The organism is Streptomyces sp. SCUT-3 (genome assembly GCF_014083985.1).
GTDB classification, from domain to species: domain Bacteria; phylum Actinomycetota; class Actinomycetes; order Streptomycetales; family Streptomycetaceae; genus Streptomyces_H; species Streptomyces_H thermolineatus.
The window spans coordinates 3,755,722-3,778,523 of the sequence record NZ_CP046907.1; the positions used below are offsets into that span (position 1 = coordinate 3,755,722).

General features: G+C 75.0%; 19 protein-coding genes and 1 tRNA gene. 13 read left to right on the forward strand and 7 right to left on the reverse strand.

The annotated features are described in order from the left end of the window. Positions 1 to 33: 33 nt before the first annotated feature. A complete protein-coding gene (locus GQS52_RS16680; protein ID WP_182314188.1) occupies positions 34 to 891 on the reverse strand; it encodes an ABC transporter ATP-binding protein in 858 nt (285 codons plus the stop codon). A gap of 376 nt (positions 892 to 1,267) precedes the next feature. On the opposite strand from GQS52_RS16680, the gene GQS52_RS16685 reads away from it, so the two are divergent. The 3 genes from GQS52_RS16685 (at position 1,268) to GQS52_RS16695 (ending at position 2,894) form a co-directional block, all read left to right on the forward strand. Further along, positions 1,268 to 1,351 (forward strand) — tRNA-Leu (locus GQS52_RS16685). A gap of 164 nt (positions 1,352 to 1,515) precedes the next feature. Then, positions 1,516 to 2,421 (forward strand): Bax inhibitor-1/YccA family protein, encoded by a 906-nt coding sequence (locus GQS52_RS16690; protein ID WP_182314189.1) that lies wholly within the window; start codon positions 1,516 to 1,518, stop codon positions 2,419 to 2,421. Positions 2,422 to 2,519: 98 nt separating this feature from the next. Continuing rightward, positions 2,520 to 2,894: a hypothetical protein gene (locus tag GQS52_RS16695; protein WP_182314190.1), complete on the forward strand. Its 375-nt coding sequence runs from the start codon at positions 2,520 to 2,522 to the stop codon at positions 2,892 to 2,894. Positions 2,895 to 3,039: 145 nt separating this feature from the next. Here GQS52_RS16695 and GQS52_RS16700 read toward each other — a convergent pair whose 3' ends face one another. The 3 genes from GQS52_RS16700 to GQS52_RS16710 all read right to left on the reverse strand — a co-directional run bounded on the left by GQS52_RS16700 (position 3,040) and on the right by GQS52_RS16710 (position 6,569). Then, positions 3,040 to 3,873, reverse strand: a complete 834-nt coding sequence (locus GQS52_RS16700) for a hypothetical protein (protein ID WP_182314191.1) — start codon at positions 3,871 to 3,873, stop codon at positions 3,040 to 3,042. A 223-nt stretch (positions 3,874 to 4,096) separates the two neighbouring features. Beyond that, entirely contained in the window at positions 4,097 to 5,317 is a 1,221-nt protein-coding gene (locus GQS52_RS16705) for an acetyl-CoA C-acetyltransferase (RefSeq protein ID WP_182314192.1), read from the reverse strand. A 124-nt stretch (positions 5,318 to 5,441) separates the two neighbouring features. Continuing rightward, positions 5,442 to 6,569, reverse strand: a complete 1,128-nt coding sequence (locus tag GQS52_RS16710) for an SGNH/GDSL hydrolase family protein (protein WP_182314193.1) — start codon at positions 6,567 to 6,569, stop codon at positions 5,442 to 5,444. Between the two features lie 208 nt (positions 6,570 to 6,777). Here GQS52_RS16710 and GQS52_RS16715 point away from each other — a divergent pair, with 208 nt between their 5' ends. The 4 genes from GQS52_RS16715 (at position 6,778) to GQS52_RS16730 (ending at position 12,064) form a co-directional block, all read left to right on the forward strand. After that, the gene (locus tag GQS52_RS16715; protein WP_182314194.1) at positions 6,778 to 8,166 is read left to right on the forward strand and encodes a cystathionine beta-synthase; all 1,389 of its coding nucleotides are present in this window, start codon (positions 6,778 to 6,780) and stop codon (positions 8,164 to 8,166) included. 605 nt (positions 8,167 to 8,771) lie between these two features. Next, the gene (locus GQS52_RS16720; protein WP_259371135.1) at positions 8,772 to 10,220 is read left to right on the forward strand and encodes an acyl-CoA synthetase; all 1,449 of its coding nucleotides are present in this window, start codon (positions 8,772 to 8,774) and stop codon (positions 10,218 to 10,220) included. Positions 10,221 to 10,330: 110 nt separating this feature from the next. Next, positions 10,331 to 11,326, forward strand: coding sequence for a MurR/RpiR family transcriptional regulator (locus GQS52_RS16725; protein WP_182314195.1), 996 nt, complete (start codon positions 10,331 to 10,333; stop codon positions 11,324 to 11,326). A 171-nt stretch (positions 11,327 to 11,497) separates the two neighbouring features. Then, positions 11,498 to 12,064, forward strand: coding sequence for a hypothetical protein (locus tag GQS52_RS16730; RefSeq protein ID WP_182316511.1), 567 nt, complete (start codon positions 11,498 to 11,500; stop codon positions 12,062 to 12,064). A 73-nt stretch (positions 12,065 to 12,137) separates the two neighbouring features. On the opposite strand, the gene GQS52_RS16735 is transcribed toward GQS52_RS16730, so the two are convergent. Beyond that, the gene (locus GQS52_RS16735; protein ID WP_182314196.1) at positions 12,138 to 12,899 is read right to left on the reverse strand and encodes a ZIP family zinc transporter; all 762 of its coding nucleotides are present in this window, start codon (positions 12,897 to 12,899) and stop codon (positions 12,138 to 12,140) included. Positions 12,900 to 12,974: 75 nt separating this feature from the next. Beyond that, entirely contained in the window at positions 12,975 to 14,378 is a 1,404-nt protein-coding gene (locus tag GQS52_RS16740; protein ID WP_182314197.1) for an APC family permease, read from the reverse strand. 191 nt (positions 14,379 to 14,569) lie between these two features. On the opposite strand from GQS52_RS16740, the gene hutU reads away from it, so the two are divergent. The 4 genes from hutU to hutI all read left to right on the forward strand — a co-directional run bounded on the left by hutU (position 14,570) and on the right by hutI (position 20,403). Beyond that, positions 14,570 to 16,282 (forward strand): urocanate hydratase, encoded by a 1,713-nt coding sequence (gene hutU / locus GQS52_RS16745; RefSeq protein ID WP_182314198.1) that lies wholly within the window; start codon positions 14,570 to 14,572, stop codon positions 16,280 to 16,282. Beyond that, a complete protein-coding gene (locus GQS52_RS16750) occupies positions 16,279 to 17,601 on the forward strand; it encodes an allantoate amidohydrolase (RefSeq protein WP_259370824.1) in 1,323 nt (440 codons plus the stop codon). The genes hutU and GQS52_RS16750 overlap by 4 nt, the downstream gene beginning before the upstream one ends. Continuing rightward, positions 17,592 to 19,025 (forward strand): formimidoylglutamate deiminase, encoded by a 1,434-nt coding sequence (locus GQS52_RS16755; RefSeq protein ID WP_182314199.1) that lies wholly within the window; start codon positions 17,592 to 17,594, stop codon positions 19,023 to 19,025. The genes GQS52_RS16750 and GQS52_RS16755 overlap by 10 nt, the downstream gene beginning before the upstream one ends. Positions 19,026 to 19,191: 166 nt before the next feature. After that, positions 19,192 to 20,403, forward strand: coding sequence for an imidazolonepropionase (gene hutI, locus GQS52_RS16760; protein WP_182314200.1), 1,212 nt, complete (start codon positions 19,192 to 19,194; stop codon positions 20,401 to 20,403). 93 nt (positions 20,404 to 20,496) lie between these two features. Here hutI and GQS52_RS16765 read toward each other — a convergent pair whose 3' ends face one another. Then, positions 20,497 to 21,387, reverse strand: coding sequence for an RNA polymerase sigma factor SigF (locus GQS52_RS16765; RefSeq protein WP_182314201.1), 891 nt, complete (start codon positions 21,385 to 21,387; stop codon positions 20,497 to 20,499). 291 nt (positions 21,388 to 21,678) lie between these two features. On the opposite strand from GQS52_RS16765, the gene GQS52_RS16770 reads away from it, so the two are divergent. Together GQS52_RS16770 and GQS52_RS16775 are read left to right on the forward strand one after the other, a co-directional pair. Beyond that, complete coding sequence (locus tag GQS52_RS16770) at positions 21,679 to 22,050, forward strand: STAS domain-containing protein (protein ID WP_182314202.1); 372 nt, start codon at positions 21,679 to 21,681, stop codon at positions 22,048 to 22,050. A 105-nt stretch (positions 22,051 to 22,155) separates the two neighbouring features. Further along, the gene (locus tag GQS52_RS16775; protein ID WP_182314203.1) at positions 22,156 to 22,632 is read left to right on the forward strand and encodes an ATP-binding protein; all 477 of its coding nucleotides are present in this window, start codon (positions 22,156 to 22,158) and stop codon (positions 22,630 to 22,632) included. The last annotated feature ends 170 nt before the right edge of the window (positions 22,633 to 22,802 follow it).

Here is a 22,802-nt window from a genome sequence, read left to right on the forward strand (position 1 = left end):
TGTGCCGGGGCTGCTGCGGGTCCGGTCCGCGGGTCAGTTGGTGCGGCCCCTGGCCTCGAACTGCTTCATGCGGTCGAGCACGCCGTCGGCGGTGGGCCCGTGCAGTTCGTCGACGATCCGGCCGTCGGCGAGGAAGATCACCCGGTCCGCGTAGGAGGCGGCCACGGGGTCGTGGGTGACCATGACGACGGTCTGGCCCAGTTCGCGCACGGAGCCGCGCAGGAAGCCGAGGACCTCGGCGCCGGAGCGGGAGTCGAGGTTGCCGGTGGGTTCGTCGGCGAAGACGATGTCGGGGCGGGAGGCGAGGGCGCGGGCCACTGCCACGCGCTGCTGCTGGCCGCCGGACAGCTGCGAGGGCCGGTGCGACAGCCGTCCGGACAGTCCGACGGTGGCGATCACCCGTTCCAGCCACGCGGCGTCGGGCTTCCGCCCGGCGATGTCCATCGGCAGGGTGATGTTCTCGGCCGCGGTGAGCGTCGGCAGCAGGTTGAACGCCTGGAAGACGAAGCCGATCCGGTCCCGGCGCAGCCGGGTGAGCTGCTTGTCCTTGAGCGAGGCCAGTTCCACGTCGCCGATCCGCACGGAGCCGGAGGAGAAGGAGTCCAGGCCGGCCATGCAGTGCATGAGGGTGGACTTGCCGGAGCCGGAGGGCCCCATGATCGCGGTGAACCGGCCCGCGTGGAAGTCGACGCTGACGTTGTCGAGGGCGACCACCCTGGTCTCCCCGCTGCCGTAGACCTTGCTCAGGCCGGTTGCTCGGGCCGCCGCGACTGCGGTCGTGCCGGGGGCGTGGGAGGGGACGGCGGTGCTGCTGGTGGTCACGGGGGACTGCTCCTGACGGGGTACCAAAGGGACGTCCCCATGCTTTCGCCGACCCCTCCCCCGGGGCATCGGCCGCTGCTCCGGTTCCGGGGACGGCCTGCGGGCGGACACGGCGCGCCGGAGTCATACCTGGGGCTGACGCCCCCCTCTTCCGGAAGTCGGGGGGATGCCGGGGTCGGACCCCGAGGCCGCCCGTGGGGCGGGGAGGGCGATTTCGCGTCATTTGCCGCGGGGGCGGTGCGCGGTGCGGGAGCGGCGGGGGAGGCGCGGGGGGCCAGTTCCGGGTGTGTGCGGTCTTCCGGCGGCGTGGCCTGAATCAGCGTCAGGTCCTCATGAAATAAGACAACCTGGCGCCGAACGTGGGGTGTTGGGGTGGTCCGGCGGGCTAGGCTCGGCGTGCCCCCTGGGGCGGCCGCGGGCTTCGCCGCGTGCCGTTCGGTCCCCTGCCCGGATGGTGGAATGCAGACACGGCGAGCTTAAACCTCGCTGGCCTTCGCGGGCCGTGCGGGTTCGAGTCCCGCTCCGGGCACTGCGGCAGGCAGAGCGCAGGCAGCGCAGAGGGGGCACTCGCCGGCCGGACCCCGGTTTCGCCCTCTCCGTCCGTGGAAGATCCTCCCCTGGCACGAGCCATTTCTTTTGCCTACGCATTACTCTTGGCTCAACGCTGCAACGTGCAGCTCTTGGAGGAGTGAGATGAGGAGCAGCAACCCGGTCTTCTCGCGGCGGGGCTTCAGCCGCGACGACAACGCCTACGCGGGGTTCAACGCCCAGCAGCAGCCGGCCGGCAACCCGTACGCCGCCCAGCAGCCGGGCGGGAACCCCTACGCGCAGGGGCCGGTGGCCGGCAACCCCTACGCCGCCCAGCAGCCCCTCACCCCCGATCAGATGCAGCAGATGTACCAGGCCCCGTCCGCGGGCCCGGTGCAGACCGGTCGGATGACCATCGACGACGTCGTCATGCGCACCGCGACGACGCTCGGTCTGGTGATCGTCGGCGCGGTCGTGGGCTGGTTCGTCCTGCCCGTCAGCGAGCAGAGCTACGGCATCGCCGTCGGCGCCGCCCTGGCGGCGATGGTGCTGGCCCTGTGGCAGTCCTTCGCCCGCAAGCCGATGCCCGCGGTGATCCTGGCCTACGCGGCCCTCGAGGGCGTCTTCCTGGGCGTGCTCAGCAAGCTGTTCAACTACCAGTTCCCCGGCGCCCCGGTGCAGGCCGTCCTGGGCACCATGGCGGTCTTCGTGGCCATGCTGATCGCCTACAAGACCAGGCTGATCCGGGTGAACCGCCGGTTCGTCGGCGTCGTCATGGCCGCGGCCATGGGCTTCGTCCTGCTGATGGCGGTCAACCTGCTCTTCGCCGTCTTCGGCGGCGGCGACGGCCTGGGCCTGCGCTCGGGCGCCCTGGGCATCGTCTTCGGCATCATCGGCGTCGTCCTGGGCGCAGCCTTCCTGGCGATGGACTTCAAGCAGGTCGAGGACGGCGTGCAGTACGGCGCCCCGCGCAACGAGGCGTGGCTGGCGGCCTTCGGCCTGACCCTCACCCTGGTGTGGATCTACCTGGAGCTGCTGCGCCTGATCTCGATCCTGCGCGGCGACGACTGACCCACGCCCGCACGGGCGGCCGCCGGGGCCCGCGGAAGCGCACAGCTTCCGCGGGCCCCGGCCCTTTTTCCGGCGTGTGCGCGCACTACGCTCGTCGCATGACCGACTGCACGCCCCTGCTGGACGCCGTCGACCGGATCGCCGACCGCTTCCGCTCCCTCCCGCAGAGCAGGCTGCTCGCCGCGGCGGACGGGGGCGGCGCGAGCAGGGCCGCCCTCGGACTGGAACTCGCCCGCACGCTGGCCGCCTCGGCCCAGCGGGAGGAGTTCCCGGGGGCCGAGCCCCGGCGGATCCCGGACCTGGGCGTGTTCGCGATCGGCGACCAGATCGCGGTGGCCGGCCACGACCTCGCCGCGGCGCTCGCGGCCGGCGGCGGCCGCGAGGGTGCGTCGCCGGGAGAGGCGTCCCGGGAGGACGTGCTCCAGGAGGCGCTGCGGGCCGTCGCGGAGACGACCCGGCGCTGCGGACTGTGAACCGCTGCGGACTGTGAACCGCCGCGAACGGTGAACCGCCGCGGACGGTGAACGGAACGGGCCGCGCCCGGTGGGGGCGCGGCCGCGTCGGCACCGGGCACGGCCCGGGCGGGTGCGGGAAGGCCTTTCCCGGCCCCGGTGGGCCTCAGAAGGAGGCGACCACCCGGTCGGCGAGGACGTAGACGTTCTCGCCGACCTCGTCGCTTCCGTCGCTCCCGCCGCCGAGGTCGAAGGTGAGCGCGTACGCGCCGCCGACGGCCGAGCCGCCGAGCAGCACGGGCGAGCCGCCGGCCCGCAGCGACTCGATCAGCCGACCGGTCGCACGGCTGTCGCCGGGGGTCAGGCACAGGGTGGTGCCGTCCTCGAAGGCGTACACGTCCAGGGTGCCGAGCGGGCCGGGGCGGACGTCGGTCAGCGGGATGCGCTCCTCGGCCAGCAGGGCCATGCGCTCGGTGGTGCCGGCCGGGTCGGCGACGGTGGGGGAGGGGACGAAGTCCGGGTCGGAGGGGTGGCTGCGTCCCGCCGGGCGGCCGGCCACGGCCTCGCCGGCGGCCGCGCGCAGGGCCTCCCCCAGCCACTCCTCGGAGTCGCGGGCCGGGTCGGCGCCGTCCGGGCCGTCATCGAGGCCGACCAGGTCGGCCGGGCGGGGCCGGAACGGCGACAGCTCCACGTCCGTGCGGCCGTCGAGGAGGGGGGCGTCCGCGGCCTCGCGGGCCTCCTGGGCGGCCCAGAAGGCCCGGGCCTCGGCGAGTTCGCGCTCCCGTTCGTCGGCCAGCGCGGCTGCCACGGCGGTGCGTATCGCGTCGGAGTCGGCGGCGGAGCGGGCGGCGGGGATGCGTCCGGCGCCGGCCAGGGCCAGCTCGGCGCGGAGCGCGGCGATCTCGCGCCGGGTCCCGCGGAGGCCGGCCAGCGCGCAGGCGCCCGCGCCGACGGCGGCACCGGTGAGGAGCAGCAGCGGGACGAGGACGGTAGCGGTCACGGGGTCTCTCCTGACGATCAGCCTTCGCACGAAGGACAGACGTGTCCCTACAGGCTGCCTCAGAATCCATGGCGCAGTCAGTGTGCTACGTCACGAAAGGGGTGTTTGTCCTTTTCGTGACTCACTCGTGTCCCTGCCCTGACCTGGGAAAAGACGAAACCCCCGGGACGTAAATCACATCCCGGGGGTGTTTACCGTCCGTGAGGGACGGGTACTGCGAGCGTCAGCTCAGGCGCTCGACGACCATCGCCATGCCCTGGCCGCCGCCCACGCACATCGTCTCCAGGCCGAACTGCTTGTCGTGCCACTGGAGGGAGTTGATCAGGGTGGTGGTGATCCGGGCGCCGGTCATGCCGAACGGGTGGCCGACCGCGATGGCGCCGCCGTTGACGTTCAGCCGGTCGATGTCGATGCCCAGGTCGCGGTAGGACGGGATGACCTGGGCGGCGAACGCCTCGTTGATCTCGACCAGGTCGATGTCGCCGATGCTCAGCCCGGCGCGCTTCAGCGCCTGCTTGGAGGCCTCGACCGGGCCGTAGCCCATGATCTCGGGGGACAGGCCGGACACGCCGGTGGAGACGATCCGGGCGAGCGGGGTGAGGCCGAGCTCGCGGGCCTTGGTGTCGGACATGATCACCAGGGCGGCGGCGCCGTCGTTGAGGGGGCAGCAGTTGCCCGCGGTGACGGTGCCGTCGGGGCGGAAGACCGGCTTCAGGCCGGAGACGCCGTCCAGCGTCACGCCCGCGCGCGGGCCGTCGTCCTTGCTGACCACGGTGCCGTCCGGGGTGGTGACCGGGGTGATCTCCCGCTCCCAGAAGCCGTCGGCGATGGCCTTCTCGGCCAGGTTCTGCGAGCGGACGGCGAACTCGTCCTGCTCGGCGCGGGTGACGCCCTTGAGCGCGGCCAGGTTCTCGGCGGTCTGGCCCATGGCGATGTAGACGTCCGGGAGCAGGCCGTCCTCGCGCGGGTCGTGCCACTCGCCGCCGCCGTTCTCGGCGCGGGACTGGGTGCGGGCCTGCGCGTCGGCGAACAGCGGGTTCATGGTGCCCGGCATGCCGTCGGAGGTGCCGTTGACCTGGCGGGAGACGGTCTCCACGCCGGCCGAGATGAAGACGTCGCCCTCGCCCGCCTTGATCGCGTGCAGCGCCATGCGGGTGGTCTGCAGCGAGGAGGAGCAGTAGCGGGTGATGGTGCAGCCCGGCAGGTGGTCCATGCCGGCCTGCACGGCCACCACGCGGCCCAGGTTGTGGCCCTGCTCGCCGCCGGGCAGGCCGCAGCCCAGCATCAGGTCGTCGATGTCGCGCGGGTCGAGCGCCGGCACCTTCTCCAGGGCCGCCTTGACGATCGCGACGGTCAGGTCGTCGGGCCGCACGTCCTTGAGCGAGCCTTTGAAGGCGCGCCCGATCGGGGAGCGGGCGGCAGAGACGATCACGGCTTCGGGCATCGAAACTCCTCGGGTACGGCAAGGCTTTGCTGCAGCAAGGCTCGGCAGCACGAAGTTACCCATACGTAACGGTGTGCGTCACGGCCCGGGGACTGTGACGCGAGACTCTTTTCTAAGCATGCGCTCAGTCGGGTGGTCCGGCAATCACCGTTCCCGTGCCGGACCGCCCGCCCGGATCGCCGGCCGCCTCCCCCTCCACCTCCCCCTCCGTGGCCCCCCGCACGCCACCCGGCCCGGTTTCCTCCGGCCCGGTCTCCTCGGGGAGGCGCCGCCTGCGGCGGAACTTCAGCAGGGCCCAGCGGGCCGGGGGGCGGCCCGTCGACGTCGGCGGCGCCGGGGTGACCTCGGTGCCGCCCTCGGCCGCCGCCTGCACCGCGGCCTGCTCCACCGGCAGGATGCCCTCGCGGCGCGCCGCCTCCGGCCGCTCGTCCTCGGGCCACAGCCCCAGCGCGGCGCACAGCGTCGGCAGCACGGCCGTCGCCGCGGTGGCGTAGCCCTCCGCGGAGGGGTGGTAGTTGTCCGGGCCGAACAGCTCCGCCGGGTTGGCCGTGAACTCCGGGCCCAGCAGGTTGCCCAGCGACACCGTCCGCCCGCCCTGCTCCACCACGGCGACCGTCTGCGCCGCCGCCAGCTGCCGGCTCAGCCGCCGCGCCACCCAGCGCAGCGGCTGGTGGACCGGCTCCACCGAGCCCAGGTCGGGGCAGGTGCCGACCACCACCTCGCAGCCGGCCGCCCGCAGCTGCCGCACCGCGTCCGCCAGCAGCCGCACCGACCTCGCGGGCGGCACCCGGTCGGTGACGTCGTTGGCCCCGACAATCACCACCACCACGTCCGGGGGCGGCCCGGGACGGTCCAGCAGCACCCCGGCCTGCCGGTCCAGGTCGTCCGACCGGGCCCCCGGCAGCGCCACGTTCACCAGGTCCACCGGCCGCTCGGCGACCGCGGCCAGCCCCTGTGCCAGCCGCGCCCCCGGGGTCTGCCCGGCCAGCGCCACGCCCTGCCCGGCGGCGGTGGAGTCCCCGAGGACGCCCAGTAACAGCGGCCGGGCGCCGTCCGCGGCGAAGTCGGATCCGTAGCGGCCGTCCGCGAAGGGCGGCTCCTCCTCCCACCAGCCGACCGTCCGGCGCGCCAGCCGGGCCTCGGTCAGCAGCACGCCGACCGCCATCCCGCCCAGCAGCCCCACGCCCCCGCCGCCGTACGCCGCCACCGCCGCGATCCGCCGCACCCTCCGTGCCCTGGACGTCGAAGACATCGGAGCAGTCACCCCCCTGCAGGGACGCCGGGGCCGTCCCGGGCCGTCCGTATCGGCTTGCCCGTATCGCGGCCGCCTGCAACGCCCCCGGCCGCCTGGGGTGCTCCCGCCCCGCTCACCCGGGCCCGCGATTCCCGCGGGCCCGCCGGGAACCCTCCGGACGGCCATAGAGTTGGGGCCGTATCCAACGGAAGACCCCGGAGGCGTCGTGCAGTACCACGACTCGATGATCGACCTGGTGGGCAACACCCCGCTCGTCAGGCTCAACAAGGTGACCGAAGGCATTCAGGCGACGGTCCTGGCCAAGGTCGAGTACTTCAACCCCGGCGGTTCGGTGAAGGACCGGATCGCCCTGCGGATGATCGAGGCCGCGGAGGAGTCCGGTGCGCTGAAGCCCGGAGGCACGATCGTCGAGCCGACCTCCGGCAACACCGGCGTGGGCCTGGCCATCGTGGCGCAGCAGAAGGGCTACCGCTGCATCTTCGTCTGCCCGGACAAGGTCTCCACGGACAAGATCAACGTGCTGCGGGCCTACGGCGCCGAGGTCGTCGTCTGCCCCACCGCGGTCGACCCCGAGCACCCCGACTCCTACTACAACGTCTCCGACCGCCTGGTCCGCGAGACCCCCGGGGCCTGGAAGCCGGACCAGTACTCCAACCCCAACAACCCCCTCTCGCACTACCACTCCACCGGCCCCGAGCTGTGGGAGCAGACCGAGGGGCGGATCACCCACTTCGTGGCCGGCATCGGCACCGGAGGCACCATCTCCGGCACCGGCCGCTACCTCAAGGAGGTCTCCGACGGGCGGGTGCGCATCGTCGGCGCCGACCCCGAGGGCTCGGTGTACTCCGGAGGCACCGGCCGCCCGTACCTGGTCGAGGGCGTCGGCGAGGACTTCTGGCCGAGCGCCTACGACCGCACGGTGACCGACGAGATCGTCGCCGTCTCGGACAAGGACTCCTTCCGGATGACGCGCCGCCTCGCCAAGGAGGAGGGCCTGCTGGTCGGCGGCTCCTGCGGCATGGCCGTGGTCGCCGCCCTGCGCGTCGCCGAGCGGCTCGGGCCGGACGACGTGGTGGTCGTGCTGCTGCCGGACAGCGGCCGCGGCTACCTGTCCAAGATCTTCAACGACGAGTGGATGGCCGACTACGGCTTCCTCGGCGAGGGCGGCCAGGACCTCGTCGGCGACGTCCTGGCCCGCAAGGAGCACGGCGGCATCCCGCAGCTGGTCCACATGCACCCCGAGGAGACCGTCGGCGAGGCGATCGAGGTGCTGCGCGAGTACGGCGTCTCCCAGATGCCGGTCGTCAAGCCCGGCGCGGGCCACCCGGACGTGATGGCCGCCGAGGTCGTCGGCTCGGTCGTCGAGCGCGACCTGCTGGACGCGCTGTTCGCCAAGCGGGCCGCGCTGACCGACCCGCTGGAGAAGCACATGAGCGCGCCGCTGCCGCACGTGGGCTCCGGCGAGCCGGTGGCCGACCTGATGGCCGTCCTCGGCGACGCCGACGCGGCGATCGTGCTGGTCGAGGGCAAGCCGACCGGTGTGGTCAGCCGCCAGGACCTGCTGTCCTACCTGGCGGGGACGACGGACCGCTGATACCGCTACGCCGCCGTCACGCGGCCGCAGCACGCCCTTAACACGGGACCGGCACAGTGGTCGGTGTCGGCACGGCAGGAGCCCCGCACGGGGACCGGCCGTGCGGCACCGAGTACGGCGACAAGGAACCTCCGGAGCGGCTCCCGGACCTCCTGATCGCCCGGACGCGGCGGCCCCGGCCCGACCGGCCCGCCGCATCCCCCGCGGGGACCGCCGCCGTCCCGCCCCGGCGCGAGCCGGGGTGCGGCGGTCCCCGCCCGAACCCCCCTCCGCCCCCGGCCCGGGTCCGCCCGGTCCGGGGGCGTGCGCATTCGCCGGGCCCGTGTGCGCCGCCGGGGCGCGGTGCGGGAGCATGATGGTGCCGCGGCCGGCACGGGGCCGGAGCCGGCGCCCGCCCGGTGCCCGTCCTCCCGGCCGCTCGGCCCGCAGCGGCCCCGACGACCCCGGTGGCCCCGGAGTTCCGGTGGTCCCGGAACCCCGGAGCCCGCGGTGCCGTTCCGGCCGCGAACCGCGGCCGCGGCCGTGCCGCGAACCCCGGCGGGAGCCGGCTTCTCCATCGACGGAACGACGGAACGACGGAACGACGGAAGGACCCAGCCGTGCCCCTGCTCCCCGCCCTCACCGCCCCGGGGACCGCCGGCCTGCCCGGCGGGGACTCGCCCGACGCGCTCCGCGTCGCGGACCGCGCGCTCTCCCGCGAGGAGCTGCTCGGCGCCGCCGGCGCGGTGGCCGCCCGCATCGCGGGCGCGCCGGCGGTCGCCGTGCACGCCCTCCCCACCGCGCAGACCGTGGCGGCGGTCGTCGGCGGCCTGCTGGCGGGCGTCCCCGTGGTGCCCCTGCCCCCGGACTCCGGGCCGGCCGAGCGCGGCCACGTGCTGCGCGACTCCGGCGCGGCCCTGCTGCTCACCGGCGACCCCGGCGCGCTGCCGGAGGCGGACGGGGCGCCGGGCGGGGTGCCGGGCGTCGAGGTGGTCCCGGTCGGCACGGCGGACCGGGCGCCGGCCTCCGCCGTCCTCCCGGCCGAGCCCGGCGACGGCGCCACCGCCCTCGTCCTCTACACCTCCGGGACCACCGGGGCGCCCAAGGGCGTGCCGATCACCCGGCGGGCGGTCGCCGCCGGCCTGGACGGCCTCGCCGACGCCTGGGACTGGACGGCCGAGGACACCCTCGTGCACGGCCTCCCGCTCTTCCACGTCCACGGGCTCGTCCTCGGCGTGCTGGGCGCCCTGCGCACCGGGAGCCGGCTGGTGCACACCGGCCGCCCCACCCCGCAGGCCTACGCCGCCGCGGGCGGGAGCCTGTACTTCGGCGTGCCCACGGTGTGGTCCCGGGTCGCCGCCGACCCGGCCTCGGCCGCCGCCCTGCGCGGCGCCCGGCTGCTGGTCTCCGGCAGCGCGGCGCTGCCCGCCCCGGTCTTCCGCGACATCGAGCGGCTCACCGGCTCCCGGCCCGTCGAGCGGTACGGGATGACCGAGACCCTGATCACCGTCAGCGCCAGGGCCGACGGGCGGCGCAGCCCCGGCGCCGTGGGCCTGCCGCTGCCCGGCACCTCCACCCGCCTGGCCGGGGAGGACGGCTCCCCGGTCCCGCACGACGGCGCCACCGTCGGCGAGCTCCAGGTGACCGGCCCGACGGTCTTCGACGGCTACCTCGGCCGCCCCGACGCCACCGCCGCCTCCTTCACCGACGACGGCTGGTTCCGCACCGGCGACATGGCGGTGATCGAGCCGGACGGCACGCACCGCATCGTCGGCCGGGCCTCCACCGACCTGATCAAGAGCGGCGGCTACCGCATCGGCGCGGGAGAGGTGGAGAACGCGCTCCTGGACCACCCGGCGGTCCGCGAGGCGGCGGTCGTCGGCGCGCCGCACGAGGACCTCGGCCAGGAGGTCGTGGCGTACGTCGTGGCCGACGGGGTGACCGAGGCCGACCTGGTCGGCTTCGTCGCGGGCCACCTGTCCGTCCACAAGCGCCCGCGCAGGATCCGGTTCCTCGACGCCCTCCCGCGCAACGCCATGGGCAAGCCGCAGAAGAAGCTGCTGCCCCCGCTCTGACCTCCCCGCCGCCCCGGCCCCGCCCCGGCCGCCCCGTGCCGGCGGGGCCCGGAGGCCGCACCGGTGATCGGCGCGGCGGTCTACAGTCATGCAGAGGACAGGAGGGCGCGATGGCGAACAACGACGCACCGGAGGGCGCCCCCGCACCGGAGGGCGGGCCCGGGACGGCGGTCGGGCCCGGGACGGCGGTCGGCACCGCCTTCGCGCCGGGCACCGGGCCGGGCGCGGGACCGGAGGCGGGGCCGGGCGCCGGGCCGGGCGCCGCACCGGGGTCCGAGCCCGCGGCCGCCCGCCTGCTGCGGCTGTTCGAGGGGCACCGGCTGACCCCCACCCAGCGCCGCATCGCCCACTGCCTGGTGCGGCGGGCCGCCGACGCGCCGTTCCTGTCCAGCGTGGAACTGGCCGAGCTGGCCGGGGTCAGCCAGCCGTCGGTGACCAGGTTCGCCGTCGCCCTGGGCTTCGACGGCTACCCGGCCCTGCGCCGCCATCTGCGCGAGGTCACCCCCTCCGGGCGGGGGCCGGCCGCCCCCCGGGTCAACGAGTACCAGCAGGCGGTGCAGGCCGAGATCGAGAACCTCAGGCACCTGGCCGCGCTCCTCGCCGACCCCGCCCCCGTGGCCCGGGCCGGCCGCCTGCTCGCCGCCTCCCGGCCGCTGCCCGTCCTGGGCCTGCGGGCGGCCGGGCCGCAGGCCCGCGGCTTCGCCTACTTCGCAGCCAAGGTCCACCCGGACGTCCGCCTCCTCGACGAGGGCGGCACGATGCTGGCCGACCGCATCGACGCGGCGGCGCGCGCCGGGGCGTCCGCCCTGCTGTGCTTCGCGCTGCCCCGCCACCCCCGGGAGGTCGTCGAGGCCCTGGAGTACGCGCAGGCGGCCGGCCTGACGGTGATCACGGTCGCGGACAGCGCGTTCGCCCCCGTGGCCGGCCACTCCGACCTGCTGCTCCCGGCGGCGGTCGGCACCGGCCTGGTCTTCGACACCGCGTGCGCGCCGATGATGCTCGGGCGGGTGCTGCTGGAGTCGATGTGCGACGGGATCCCCGACGCCCAGGCGCGCCTGGAGGAGTTCGACGCGCGCGCGGCGGCCCGCGGCCTCTTCGCGGACTGAGCGGCCGTCACCGCGCCCGTGCCGCCGGGCGGGCCCGTGCGCCGCGTCCGTCCCCCGCGCCGTGTGCGTCCCCCGCGCCGCGTCGGTTCCGCGGGTCCGGGGACTCCCGTGCGAACCCCGCCGGGCCGTGACTACCATCCGGGCACCGGATCGATGACAGGGAGGTTCGTGGTGGTTCGCGGGGCGTACGCGCTGAGCCGGGTGGCGGTACTGGTGAGGACCTCGGGCACGTGGCTGTGGTGGACGGGGCTGGCGGCCGCCGCGGCCGGCGCGGCGGTGCCCGGCCTGACGGGGCGCCGGATCGGGCTGTTCGCGGGGCTGGCCCTGTTCGTGGTGGGTGCGGCCGTCTCCTTCCTCGTGCGGCAGGGCCGCTACCGGAGGCTGGCGGAGGAGGCGGTGAAGGTGCCGAAGGCGCCGGGCGCCGTCGTCCTGCAGGACCGCGCGGTCACCGCGCGGCTGTGGCTGCGCTCCCGGCGCCGGTGGCTGCTGCTCGCCCTCGTCGCGGCGGTCGCCTCGTCGTTCCTGGTACCGGTGGCCGCGGGGCTGCTGCTTGCCGGGCTCGGCGCCGGGCTGCGGTTCAAGGCGGCCCGCCTCGGCCGCCTGGAGAGCGAGCACGAGGTGCTGCTGTGGGTGCGCCCGGAGCAGGTGCGCCGCGGCCCGGCGGGCAAGGACGTCACCGGCTACGAGACCACCGGTGTCCGCGCCGGCGACGCCCGTCCGGGCGGCGCGAGGCGGTGAGCGGTCCCGCCCGCGCCGCCCGGCCCGGGCGGGAGCCCCTGCCGCCGCCCCGCTCGCCCTGCTCGTCCCGCTCTCAGGCGTGGGAGAGGGCGAAGGAGGTCAGGAACCCGGCGACGGTGATCAGGCCCATTGCCAGGTGGGTGTCCTCGAAGGCCTCGGGAATCATGGTGTCGGCGATCATGGCCAGGATCGCGCCCGCGGCGACGGCGGTCACCGCGGCGACCACGCTGTCGGGGAACCCGCCGACGACGGTGTAGCCGAGGACGGCCGAGACCGTGCTCGCCGCCGCGATGGCCCCCCACACCCCGAAGACGTAGCCCGCACTGCGGCCGGAGTTGCGCATGCCGGCCGAACTGGACAGCCCCTCGGGCACGTTGCTGATGAAGACGGCGGCCACGGTGACCGTGCTGACGGCCCCGCCGTCCAGCAGGCTCACCCCGATGACCGCCGACTCGGGAACACCGTCGAGCAGCGCCCCCAGGGCCAGGGCCAGGCCGGACCCGGCCTTCTGCGACTCCGAGGGCTGGCGCCGCTCGTCCATGTGCCCGGAGCGCTTGCGGTGCCGCGCCCCGCGCCGCGACAGGGCGATGTTGCCCACCGTGTAGGCGAGCGCGCCCACGACCGTGCCGACAACCGCCGGCAGCATCCCGGCCTGTCTGTACGCCTCGCCGACCAGTTCGAAGGAGACCGCGGAGAGCAGCACCCCGGCGCCGAAGGCCATCACCGAGGCGATCAGCAGCCGGGGGACGCGCAGGAAGTAGCCGAGCCCCGCGCCGATCAGCAGCGCGGAGCCGGCCACCAGGCCCCAGAGCCCCGCCTGCACCGTTTCGCCCACGGGGCCCCGGCTACCCGGTGCGCCGCGCTGTATTCCCCGGGTCACGGCGGCCGGTGCGCCCCTGCCGGGCCGGGTTCAGCCCTGCCCGGTCCGCCCGGCGCCCTCCGTACCCGCCGCGCCCCCCGCGCCCTCCGTGCGTTCGGCGTCCTCCGCGCGTTCGGCGCGGCGCAGGAACAGCCGGTTGACGCCCCACAGGGCGATGCCGACGACCAGCAGGATCCCGGCGCGGACGTAGACGTCGGCGGAGCGCTCGGCCAGGGGGCTGGCCAGGACCAGGCTGGTGATCGCGCCGAGGACGGGCAGCGCGGTGGGGGTGCGGAAGTGCTCGTGCCCGACCCGGTCCCGGCGCAGCACGAGCACCGCGACGTTGACCACCGCGAAGACGCACAGCAGCAGGAACGACGTGGTGTCGCCCAGGCCCTCGATCTCGCCGGTGGAGACCAGCGCGACGGCCAGGAGCGCGGTGAAGACGATGCCGGCCACCGGCGTGCGGCGGTGGGGCAGCACCTTGCCCATGGCCTTGGGCAGGACGCGCTCGTTGGCCATCCCGTACACCAGGCGGGAGGCCATCATCATGTTGATCAGGGCCGAGTTGGTGACCGCGAACAGGGCGATGAGCGCGAACAGCGCGGGCGGGAAGACGGCCCCCGCGGCCTTGACGACCTCCAGCAGCGGGCCGGATGAGGCGGCCAGCGTCTCGTGGTCCACCAGGAGCGAGGAGACCACCGCGACGAGGACGTAGACGGTGCCGGTCAGGGCCACGCCGAGGAAGATCGCCCGGGGGAAGGTGCGGTGCGGGTCCTCGGTCTCCTCCGCCATGTTGACCGAGTCCTCGAAGCCGACGAAGGCGAAGAACGCCAGGGCGGTGGCGCCCAGCACGCCGGACAGGGCTGCCGTGCCGGTGCCCGAGGCCTGGAAGTCGGTGAGCCGGGACGGATCGCCCTCGCCGTGCAGGACCGCCCACGCGCCGAAGCCGAGGACGACGAGCAGGCCGGTCAGCTCGACCAGGGTGAGCACGACGTTGGCCTTCACCGACTCCGAGACGCCGCGCAGGTTGAGCGCCGCCAGGGCGAGGACGAACACGATCGCGACCAGGGTCGGCGGGAGGCTGACGAACTCGGCGAGGTAGTCGCCGGAGAAGGCCCGGGCTGCGGCGCTCGCGGACGACAGCCCGGAGCTCATCACCATGAAGGCCACGATGAAGGTCAGGAACGGGACCTTGAACGCCTTCTGGGTGTAGAGCGCGGCGCCCGCCGCCCGCGGGTACTTGCCGACCAGTTCGACGTAGCTGGCGGCGGTGAGGATCGCGACGAGGAAGCCGATCAGGAACGGCAGCCACAGGGCGCCGCCGACCTTTCCGGCGACCTTGCCGGTGGTGGCGTAGATGCCGGTTCCCAGGATGTCGCCGACCACGAAGAGGACGAGGAGCTTGGGCCCGATGACCCGCTTGAGCGGGGTCTGCACGACGGAGGAGGTCATGAGGGACGTGTATATCCCACCGGTGCGCCCCGGAAGGGCCGGACGGCGCCGGGCGGCGCCGGGGCAGCACGGGGACGGCACCGGGCGGCACCGGGACGGTACCGGGCGGCCACGCCGTGTTGACTGACCTTATTCACAAAGGGAGTATGTGAATGGATACTTCCATCCGGTCGAGCGAGAGGCAGCCTGCGATGCCAGGACCGCGTACCGTCCGCGCCCCCCGGGGCCCCGTGCCGAGCGCCCAGGGGTGGCCCCAGGAAGCCGCCCTGCGGATGCTGCAGAACAACCTCGACCCCGAGGTGGCCGAGCACCCCGACAAGCTCGTCGTCTACGGCGGCACGGGGAAGGCGGCGCGGGACTGGCCCTCCTTCGACGCGATGGTGCGCACCCTGCGCGGCCTGAGGGCGGACGAGACGATGCTCGTCCAGTCCGGCCGCCCCGTCGGGGTGATGACCACTCACGAATGGGCGCCGCGCGTGCTCATCGCCAACTCCAACCTCGTCGGCGACTGGGCCACCTGGGAGGAGTTCCGCCGCCTGGAGGCCCTCGGCCTGACCATGTACGGCCAGATGACGGCCGGCTCGTGGATCTACATCGGCACCCAGGGCATCCTGCAGGGCACCTACGAGACCTTCGCCGCCGTCGCCGCCAAGAGGTTCGGCGGCTCGCTCGCCGGCACGATCACCCTCACCGCCGGGCTCGGCGGCATGGGCGGCGCCCAGCCGCTGGCCGTCACCATGAACGGCGGCGTCGCGATCTGCATCGACTGCGACCCCAGCCGCATCGACCGCCGCATCGAGCACGCCTACCTCGACGTGAAGGCCCACTCCCTCGACCACGCCCTGAAGCTGGCCGTCGAGGCCCGCGACGCCCGCCGCCCCCTGTCGATCGGCGTGGAGGGCAACGCCGCCGACCTGGTGCCGCGTCTGCTCGCCTCCGGCGCGCCGATCGACGTCGTCACCGACCAGACCTCGGCCCACGACCCGCTCAGCTACCTGCCCCTGGGCGTCGACTTCGCCGACATGGCCGCCTACGCGGCCGAGAAGCCGGCCGAGTTCACCGAGCGGGCCCGCGAGTCCATGGCCCGTCACGTCGAGGCCATGGTCGGCTTCCAGGACGCCGGCGCCGAGGTCTTCGACTACGGCAACTCCATCCGCGGCGAGGCGAAGCTCGCCGGGTACGGGCGCGCCTTCGACTTCCCCGGGTTCGTCCCCGCCTACATCCGCCCGCTGTTCTGCGAGGGCAAGGGCCCCTTCCGGTGGGCCGCGCTCTCCGGCGACCCGGCCGACATCGCCAAGACCGACCGCGCCGTGCTCGACCTGTTCCCCGAGAACGAGTCCCTGGCCCGCTGGATCCGCCTCGCCGGCGAGAAGGTCCGCTTCCAGGGCCTGCCCGCCCGCATCTGCTGGCTCGGCTACGGCGAGCGCGACCGCGCCGGCGAGCGGTTCAACGACATGGTCGCGAGCGGTGAACTGGCCGCCCCGGTCGTCATCGGCCGCGACCACCTCGACTGCGGCTCCGTCGCCTCCCCCTACCGCGAGACCGAGGCCATGCTCGACGGCTCCGACGCCATCGCGGACTGGCCGCTGCTCAACGCCATGGTCAACGTCGCCTCCGGGGCCTCCTGGGTGTCGATCCACCACGGCGGCGGCGTCGGCATGGGACGCTCCCTGCACGCCGGCCAGGTCACCGTCGCCGACGGCACCGCGCTGGCCGGGGAGAAGATCCGCCGGGTGCTCACCAACGACCCGGGCATGGGCGTGATCCGCCACGTCGACGCCGGCTACGAGCGGGCCGAGCAGGTCGCCGCCGAACGCGGCGTCACCGTCCCCATGCGGCAGGGCCACCCGGAGGGGCAGCACCCCTCGGAGGGGCAGCACCGCCCCGAGGGGGAGGACGCGTGACCGCCGCCCCCCGCACCCCGGCCTCCTCGCAGGCCCCCGGGGCCGCCGCGGGCGCCGCCGCCGGGGCCGCCGCGGCCCCCGGGGGCGGCACGTGCGGCGCGGACAGCTTCCTCGCCATGTGGCGGGACCTGCTGCCGGTCGGCCGGCACGCCCCCTCCGGCGGCTACCGCCGCCACGCCTGGACGCAGGCCGACGCCGAGTGCCGGGCCTGGTTCGCCGAACAGGCCCGCGCCCGCGGCCTGGCGTACGAGACCGACCGCAACGGCAACCAGTGGGCCTGGCTCGGCGACCCGGAGGCGGGCGACGCGGTCGTCACCGGCTCCCACCTGGACTCCGTGCCCGACGGCGGCGCCTTCGACGGCCCCCTCGGCGTCGTCTCCTCCTTCGCGGCCCTCGACGAGCTGCGGGCCCGCGGCGCCCGCCCGCACCGCCCCCTGGCCGTCGCCAACTTCGGCGACGAGGAGGGCGCCCGCTTCGGACTCGCCTGCGTCGGCTCCCGCCTGACGGCCGGGGCGCTGACCCGCGAGCAGGCGCACGCCCTGCGCGACGCCGACGGCACCGGCTGGGCCCGGGCGGCGGAACGCGCGGGCCACGACCCGGACGCCGTCGGCCCCGACCCCGAACGGCTCGCCCGCATCGGCGCGTTCGTCGAACTGCACGTCGAACAGGGCCGCGCCCTGGACCTGCTGGACGCGCCCGTCGGCATCGCCTCGGCGATCTGGCCGCACGGCCGCTGGCGGTTCGACTTCCACGGCGAGGCCAACCACGCCGGCACCACCCGGCCCGCCGACCGCCGCGACCCGATGACGACCTACGCCGCGACCGTCCTGGCCGCCCGCGCCCTGACCGGCACCACCGGGGGACTGGCCACCTTCGGCAAGGTCGCCGTCGAACCCAACGGCGTCAACGCCATCCCCTCCCTGGTACGCGGCTGGCTCGACGGCCGCGCCGCCGACGAGGAAACCCTGGCCGCCCTGGTGGAGGGCGTCGGGCGCGCCGCCGCCGAGCACGCCGCGCGCGAGGGCGTGCGGGTGGACGTCACCCGCGAGTCCTTCACCCCGGTCGTGGAGTTCCGCCACGACCTGCGCGACCGGATCGCCGAGCTGCTCGACCCGGAGCGGCCCCGGTCCGTCCCCGTCCTGCCCACCGGCGCCGGCCACGACGCCGGCATCCTGTCCGCGGCGGTCCCCACCGCCATGCTGTTCGTGCGCAACCCCACCGGGGTCTCCCACTCCCCGGCCGAGACCGCAGCCGAGGACGACTGCCTCGCCGGGGTGGGCGCGCTCGCCGACGTACTGGAGGGCCTGGCATGCCGCTGACCGACCCGCCCCCGGGGCCCGGGGAACCCTCCCGGGCCCCCTCCGGGAGCACCCCGGCGGGCCTGCTGTGGCTGGAGCACGCCTGGCTGGGCGAGGCGGTCGAGGACGGCGTGCTGGTGGAGACCGGCGGCGGCCGGATCACCGCCGTCCGCACCGGCGTGCCCGCACCGCCCCCCGGAGCGGAGGCGCTGCGCGGCCTGACCCTGCCGGGCCTGGCCAACGCCCACAGCCACGCCTTCCACCGCGCCCTGCGCGGCACCACCCAGGCCGGCCGCGGCAGCTTCTGGACCTGGCGCGAGGTGATGTACGAGGTCGCCGACGCCCTCACCCCCGACACCTACTTCGAGCTCGCCAGGGCCGCCTACGCCGAGATGGCACTGGCCGGCATCACCTGTGTGGGCGAGTTCCACTACCTTCACCACAACCCCGGCGGAACCCCCTACGACGACCCCAACGCCATGGGCCGGGCGCTGGTCGCAGCCGCTGCCGAGGCCGGGATCCGCATCACCCTCCTGGACACCGCCTACCTCTCCTCCGGCTTCGGCGCCCCGCCCGCGGGGCCCCAGCGGCGCTTCAGCGACGGAACCGCCGACGCCTGGGCCGAACGGGTGAGCGCGATGGCGGACGCGGGCCCGCCGGGACCGGCCGCAGCCGGGGGGCCGGAGCACGCCCGCACCGGCGCGGCGATCCACTCCGTGCGCGCCGTCCCGGCCGGGCAGCTGACCGTGGTCGCGGACTGGGCCGCCGACCGGGACGCCCCGCTGCACGTGCACCTGTCCGAGCAGACCGCCGAGAACGACGCCTGCCTGGCCGCCCACGGGGTCACCCCCACCCGCCTGCTCGCCGACCGCGGCGCGCTGGGCCCGCGCACCACCGCCGTGCACGCCACCCACCTGACCGACGACGACGTCCGGCTGCTCGGCGCCTCCGGCACCGGGGTGTGCATGTGCCCCACCACCGAGCGCGACCTCGCCGACGGCATCGGCCCGGCACCCCGCCTCTCGGCCGCGGGCTGCCCGCTGAGCCTGGGCAGTGACAGCCACGCCGTCGTCGACCCCTTCGAGGAGGCGCGGGCGATGGAGATGGACGAGCGGCTGCGCACCCGCACCCGGGGCCACTGGACGGCGGCCCGCCTGCTGCGCGCCGCCACCGAGGACGGCCACGCCGCCCTCGGCCGCCCCGACGCCGGACGGATCGCGCCCGGCGCCCCGGCCGACCTGACCACGGTCGCCCTGGACACCGTCCGCACCGCCGGCCCGCCGCCGCGACTCGGCGCCCAGACGGCCGTCTTCGCCGCCACCGCCGCCGACGTGCGGCACGTGACGGTCGGCGGCCGCGCCGTCGTCCGCGACGGCGTCCACCTGCTGGTCCCCGACGTCCCCGCCGCCCTCGCCCGGGCGATCGCCGCAGTCCGCCCGGACTGACCCGCCCCTCCGCCGGGCGCGGGGGCCGCCCGGCCCCCGCACCCGGCGCGTCCGGCGCGTCCGGCAGCCCCGACCGTCCAGTACCTCCCGGACCGCCCCGGCCGCCCCCGACAGCCCTCGACCGCTCCCGACCGCTCCCGACCGCCCCGGCAGAACCGAGGACCCCGTGCCCGCCGCTTCCGTCCCCGCTCCCACCGCCCCGCACAGCGCCGCCCCGGCCACCCTCGTCACCAACATCGGCAGCCTGGCCACCAACGACCCCGCCCTCGGCGAGGGCCCGCTCGGCCTGCTCGCGGACGCCGCCGTCGTCCTCGACGGCGACCGGGTCGCCTGGGTGGGGCGGGCCGCCGACGCGCCCGCCGCCGACGCCGTCCACGACGCCGGCGGCCGCGCCGCCGTCCCCGGGTTCGTCGACTCCCACTCGCACCTGGTCTTCGCCGGCGACCGCACCGAGGAGTTCAGGGCCCGCATGTCCGGCCGCCCCTACGCGGCCGGCGGCATCCGCACCACCGTCGCCGCCACCCGGGCCGCCGGCGACGAGCAGCTGCACGCCACCGTCGCCCGCCACACCGCCGAGGCCCTGCGCCAGGGCACCACCGTCCTGGAGACCAAGTCCGGCTACGGCCTGACCGTCGAGGACGAGGCCCGCTCACTGCGCGTCGCCGCCGCCCACACCGACGAGGTCACCTACCTCGGCGCGCACGTCGTCCCGCCCGAGTACGAGGACGACCCGGCCGGCTACGTCGACCTGGTCACCGGGCCCATGCTGGACGCCTGCGCCCCCCACGCCCGCTGGGTGGACGTCTTCTGCGAGCGCGGGGCGTTCGACGGGGACCAGGCCCGCGCGGTGCTGACCGCCGGCGCCGCCCGCGGCCTGGTTCCGCGCGTGCACGCCAACCAGCTGCACCACGGGCCCGGCGTGCAGCTCGCGGTCGAGCTGGAGGCCGCCTCCGCCGACCACTGCACCCACCTCACCGACGCGGACGTCGACGCCCTGGCGAACGGCCGCACGGTCGCCACGCTGCTGCCCGGCGCCGAGTTCTCCACCCGCTCGCCCTACCCCGACGCCCGGCGCCTCCTCGACGCCGGCGCCACCGTCGCGCTGTCCACCGACTGCAACCCGGGCTCGTCCTACACCAGCTCCATGGCCTTCTGCATCGCCCTCGCGGTGCGGGAGATGCGCATGACCCCGGACGAGGCGCTGTGGTCGGCCACCGCGGGCGGCGCCGCGGCCCTGCGCCGCACCGACGTCGGACGGATCACCCCCGGCGCCCGCGCCGACCTGGTGCTCCTGGACGCCCCCTCGCACGTGCACCTCGCCTACCGGCCGGGCGTGCCGCTCGTCCACGGGGTGTGGAGGGCCGGCCGCCCCGTCTGACCCGCCCGGCGGGCGGAAAAGAGCCCGGCCCCCGGATCAGGGTCCGGGGGCCGGGCGGTGCGGCACGGTGTGCGCTGAGGCGGGGCGGGGAGGTCACTCCTCGACCAGCAGCCCCTTGCGCAGCTTGGCGAGGGTGCGGGAGAGCAGGCGGGAGACGTGCATCTGGGAGATGCCCAGCTCCTCGCCGATCTCCGACTGGGTCATGTTGCCGACGAACCGCAGCGACAGGATCTGCCGGTCGCGCGGCCCCAGCTCGGCGATGAGCGGCTTGAGGGACTCGATGTACTCGATGCCCTCCAGCCCGTGGTCCTCGTAGCCGATGCGGTCGGCCAGCGCGCCCTCGGAGTCGTCCTCCTCGGGCTGGGCGTCCAGCGAGCTGGCCGTGTAGGCGTTGCTGGCGGCCATGCCCTCGACGACCTCGTCCTGCCCGATGCCCAGGCGCTCGGCCAGCTCGGCCACGGTCGGGGAGCGGTCCAGCTGCTGCGCCAGCTCGTCACCGGCCTTGGCCAGGTCCAGCCGCAGCTCCTGCAGCCGGCGCGGCACGCGGACCGACCAGCTGGTGTCGCGGAAGAAGCGCTTGATCTCGCCCACGATGGTGGGCATCGCGAACGTGGGGAACTCCACGCCCCGGTCCATCTCGAACCGGTCGATCGCCTTGATCAGCCCGATGGTGCCGACCTGGACGATGTCCTCCATCGGCTCGCTGCGGGAACGGAAACGGGAAGCGGCGAACTTCACCAGTGCGAGGTTGAGCTCGACCAGGGTGTTGCGCACGTACGAGTACTCGTGCGTCCCTTCCTCGAGCGTCTCCAGACGCCGGAAGAGCGTCTTCGACAGCGCCCTCGCGTCCAGCGGCCCCACCTCGTCGTACGGGGGGATCTCGGGGAGGTCCAGCCCTTCGAGATCCGGTGTGTGCTGGGTGGCGGGGTCCGTCGACGACACCGCCTGTTCTGTACGGCGCGTTTCGTCGAGCTGGGGTGCCATGTTCTCCTCCCTCGGTTCCGGCAATAAGGCTGCCGTTGCCTGCGTACCTGATGTTTTTTGCGGCGCCTCCTGGCCGGCATTCGGGTTTGTGCGTTGTTCAACCCCTACCCCTTCCGTACTCCGCCCCGCAAGTTCGAACAGTGCGGTTCCGGCGGCCCCGGGGACGGAAACGAAACGGGGAAAGATCGAGAAGCAGGGCCGGGAAAAAGACGGTAAGGGGGGTTGACTACCGGTCGGGGGTGCACAGGGCGTATCGTTCGAGCGCGCAGTGGCACCGGACCAGGAGGGCGCATGGAACACGGGATCGCCGGTACGACCGGTCGCGACCGGCTGCACGTCGCGGTGCGGCGGCAGGCGGAGGCTGCCGTGGTCACGCCGGCCGGCGAGCTCGACCACCACACGGCCGACCTGCTGCGGGCACCGCTGGAGGACTGCGTCGAGGCGGGCTGCACCAAGCTCGTCGTCGACTGCTCGAGGCTGGACTTCTGCGACTCGACCGGCCTGAACGTCCTGCTCGGCGCCCGGCTGAAGTACGAGTCCGCGGGCGGCGCCGTCCACCTCGCCGGCATGCAGCCGGCGGTGGCCCGGGTCTTCGAGATCACCGGCGCCGAAGCAGTCTTCTCCATCCATGACACAGTCGACGAGGCCCTGTCCGGCAAGTAGGGCGGATCCCTCGCACTGCACGTGCGGAAGAGAGGTGGTGTTCCTCTCGTCCCGCAGGGCAGGAGACCCCTCGAAACCGTCGGAGATCGGTGAGGTGAAGCGCTGATGAGCACCACCCGGCCCTTCGTGCCGGACGACCGCGGCCCCGGCGCGGGCGACGCGGCCGTCGCCCCGGCCGGCCAGGTGCGCAGGCTGCTGCTCGCCGGGGCCAGCGGGATCGTTCCGCTGGCCCGTGACTTCACGAGGCAGGCCCTGCACGACTGGGGCTGGATGCCCGCCGCGACCCCGGAGCACCGGGCCGCGGCCGAGGACGTCCTGCTCGTCGTCTCGGAGCTCGTCACCAACGCGTGCCTGCACGCCGGTGGACCACAGGAGTTGAGGCTGCGTTGCGGGGACTCCTCGCTGCGCATGGAGATCTCCGACAACGGCGCCGGCACCCCGGCCCCGCGCAGCCCGCACCAGGCGGGCCGTCCGGGGGGCCACGGCATGTTCATCGTGCAGAGGCTGTGCCGCGACTGGGGCGTGGCCCCCAATCCCGACGGCCGCGGCAAGACCGTCTGGGCAGAACTGACCGCCCCGTAGGGCGGTTCTTTTACGGGCGTCCGGCGGCGTTCCGGCGGGTTCCCGCCCGCCGTGCCGACGGGGCGTCACCGCCGTACCGGAACACGCAGGGCGTCGGAGCGTCACCGCTCCGACGCCCTGCGTGCGCGCCGTGCGCCCGGGGGCCCGCCGTCCGTGGCGGGCCCCCGGGC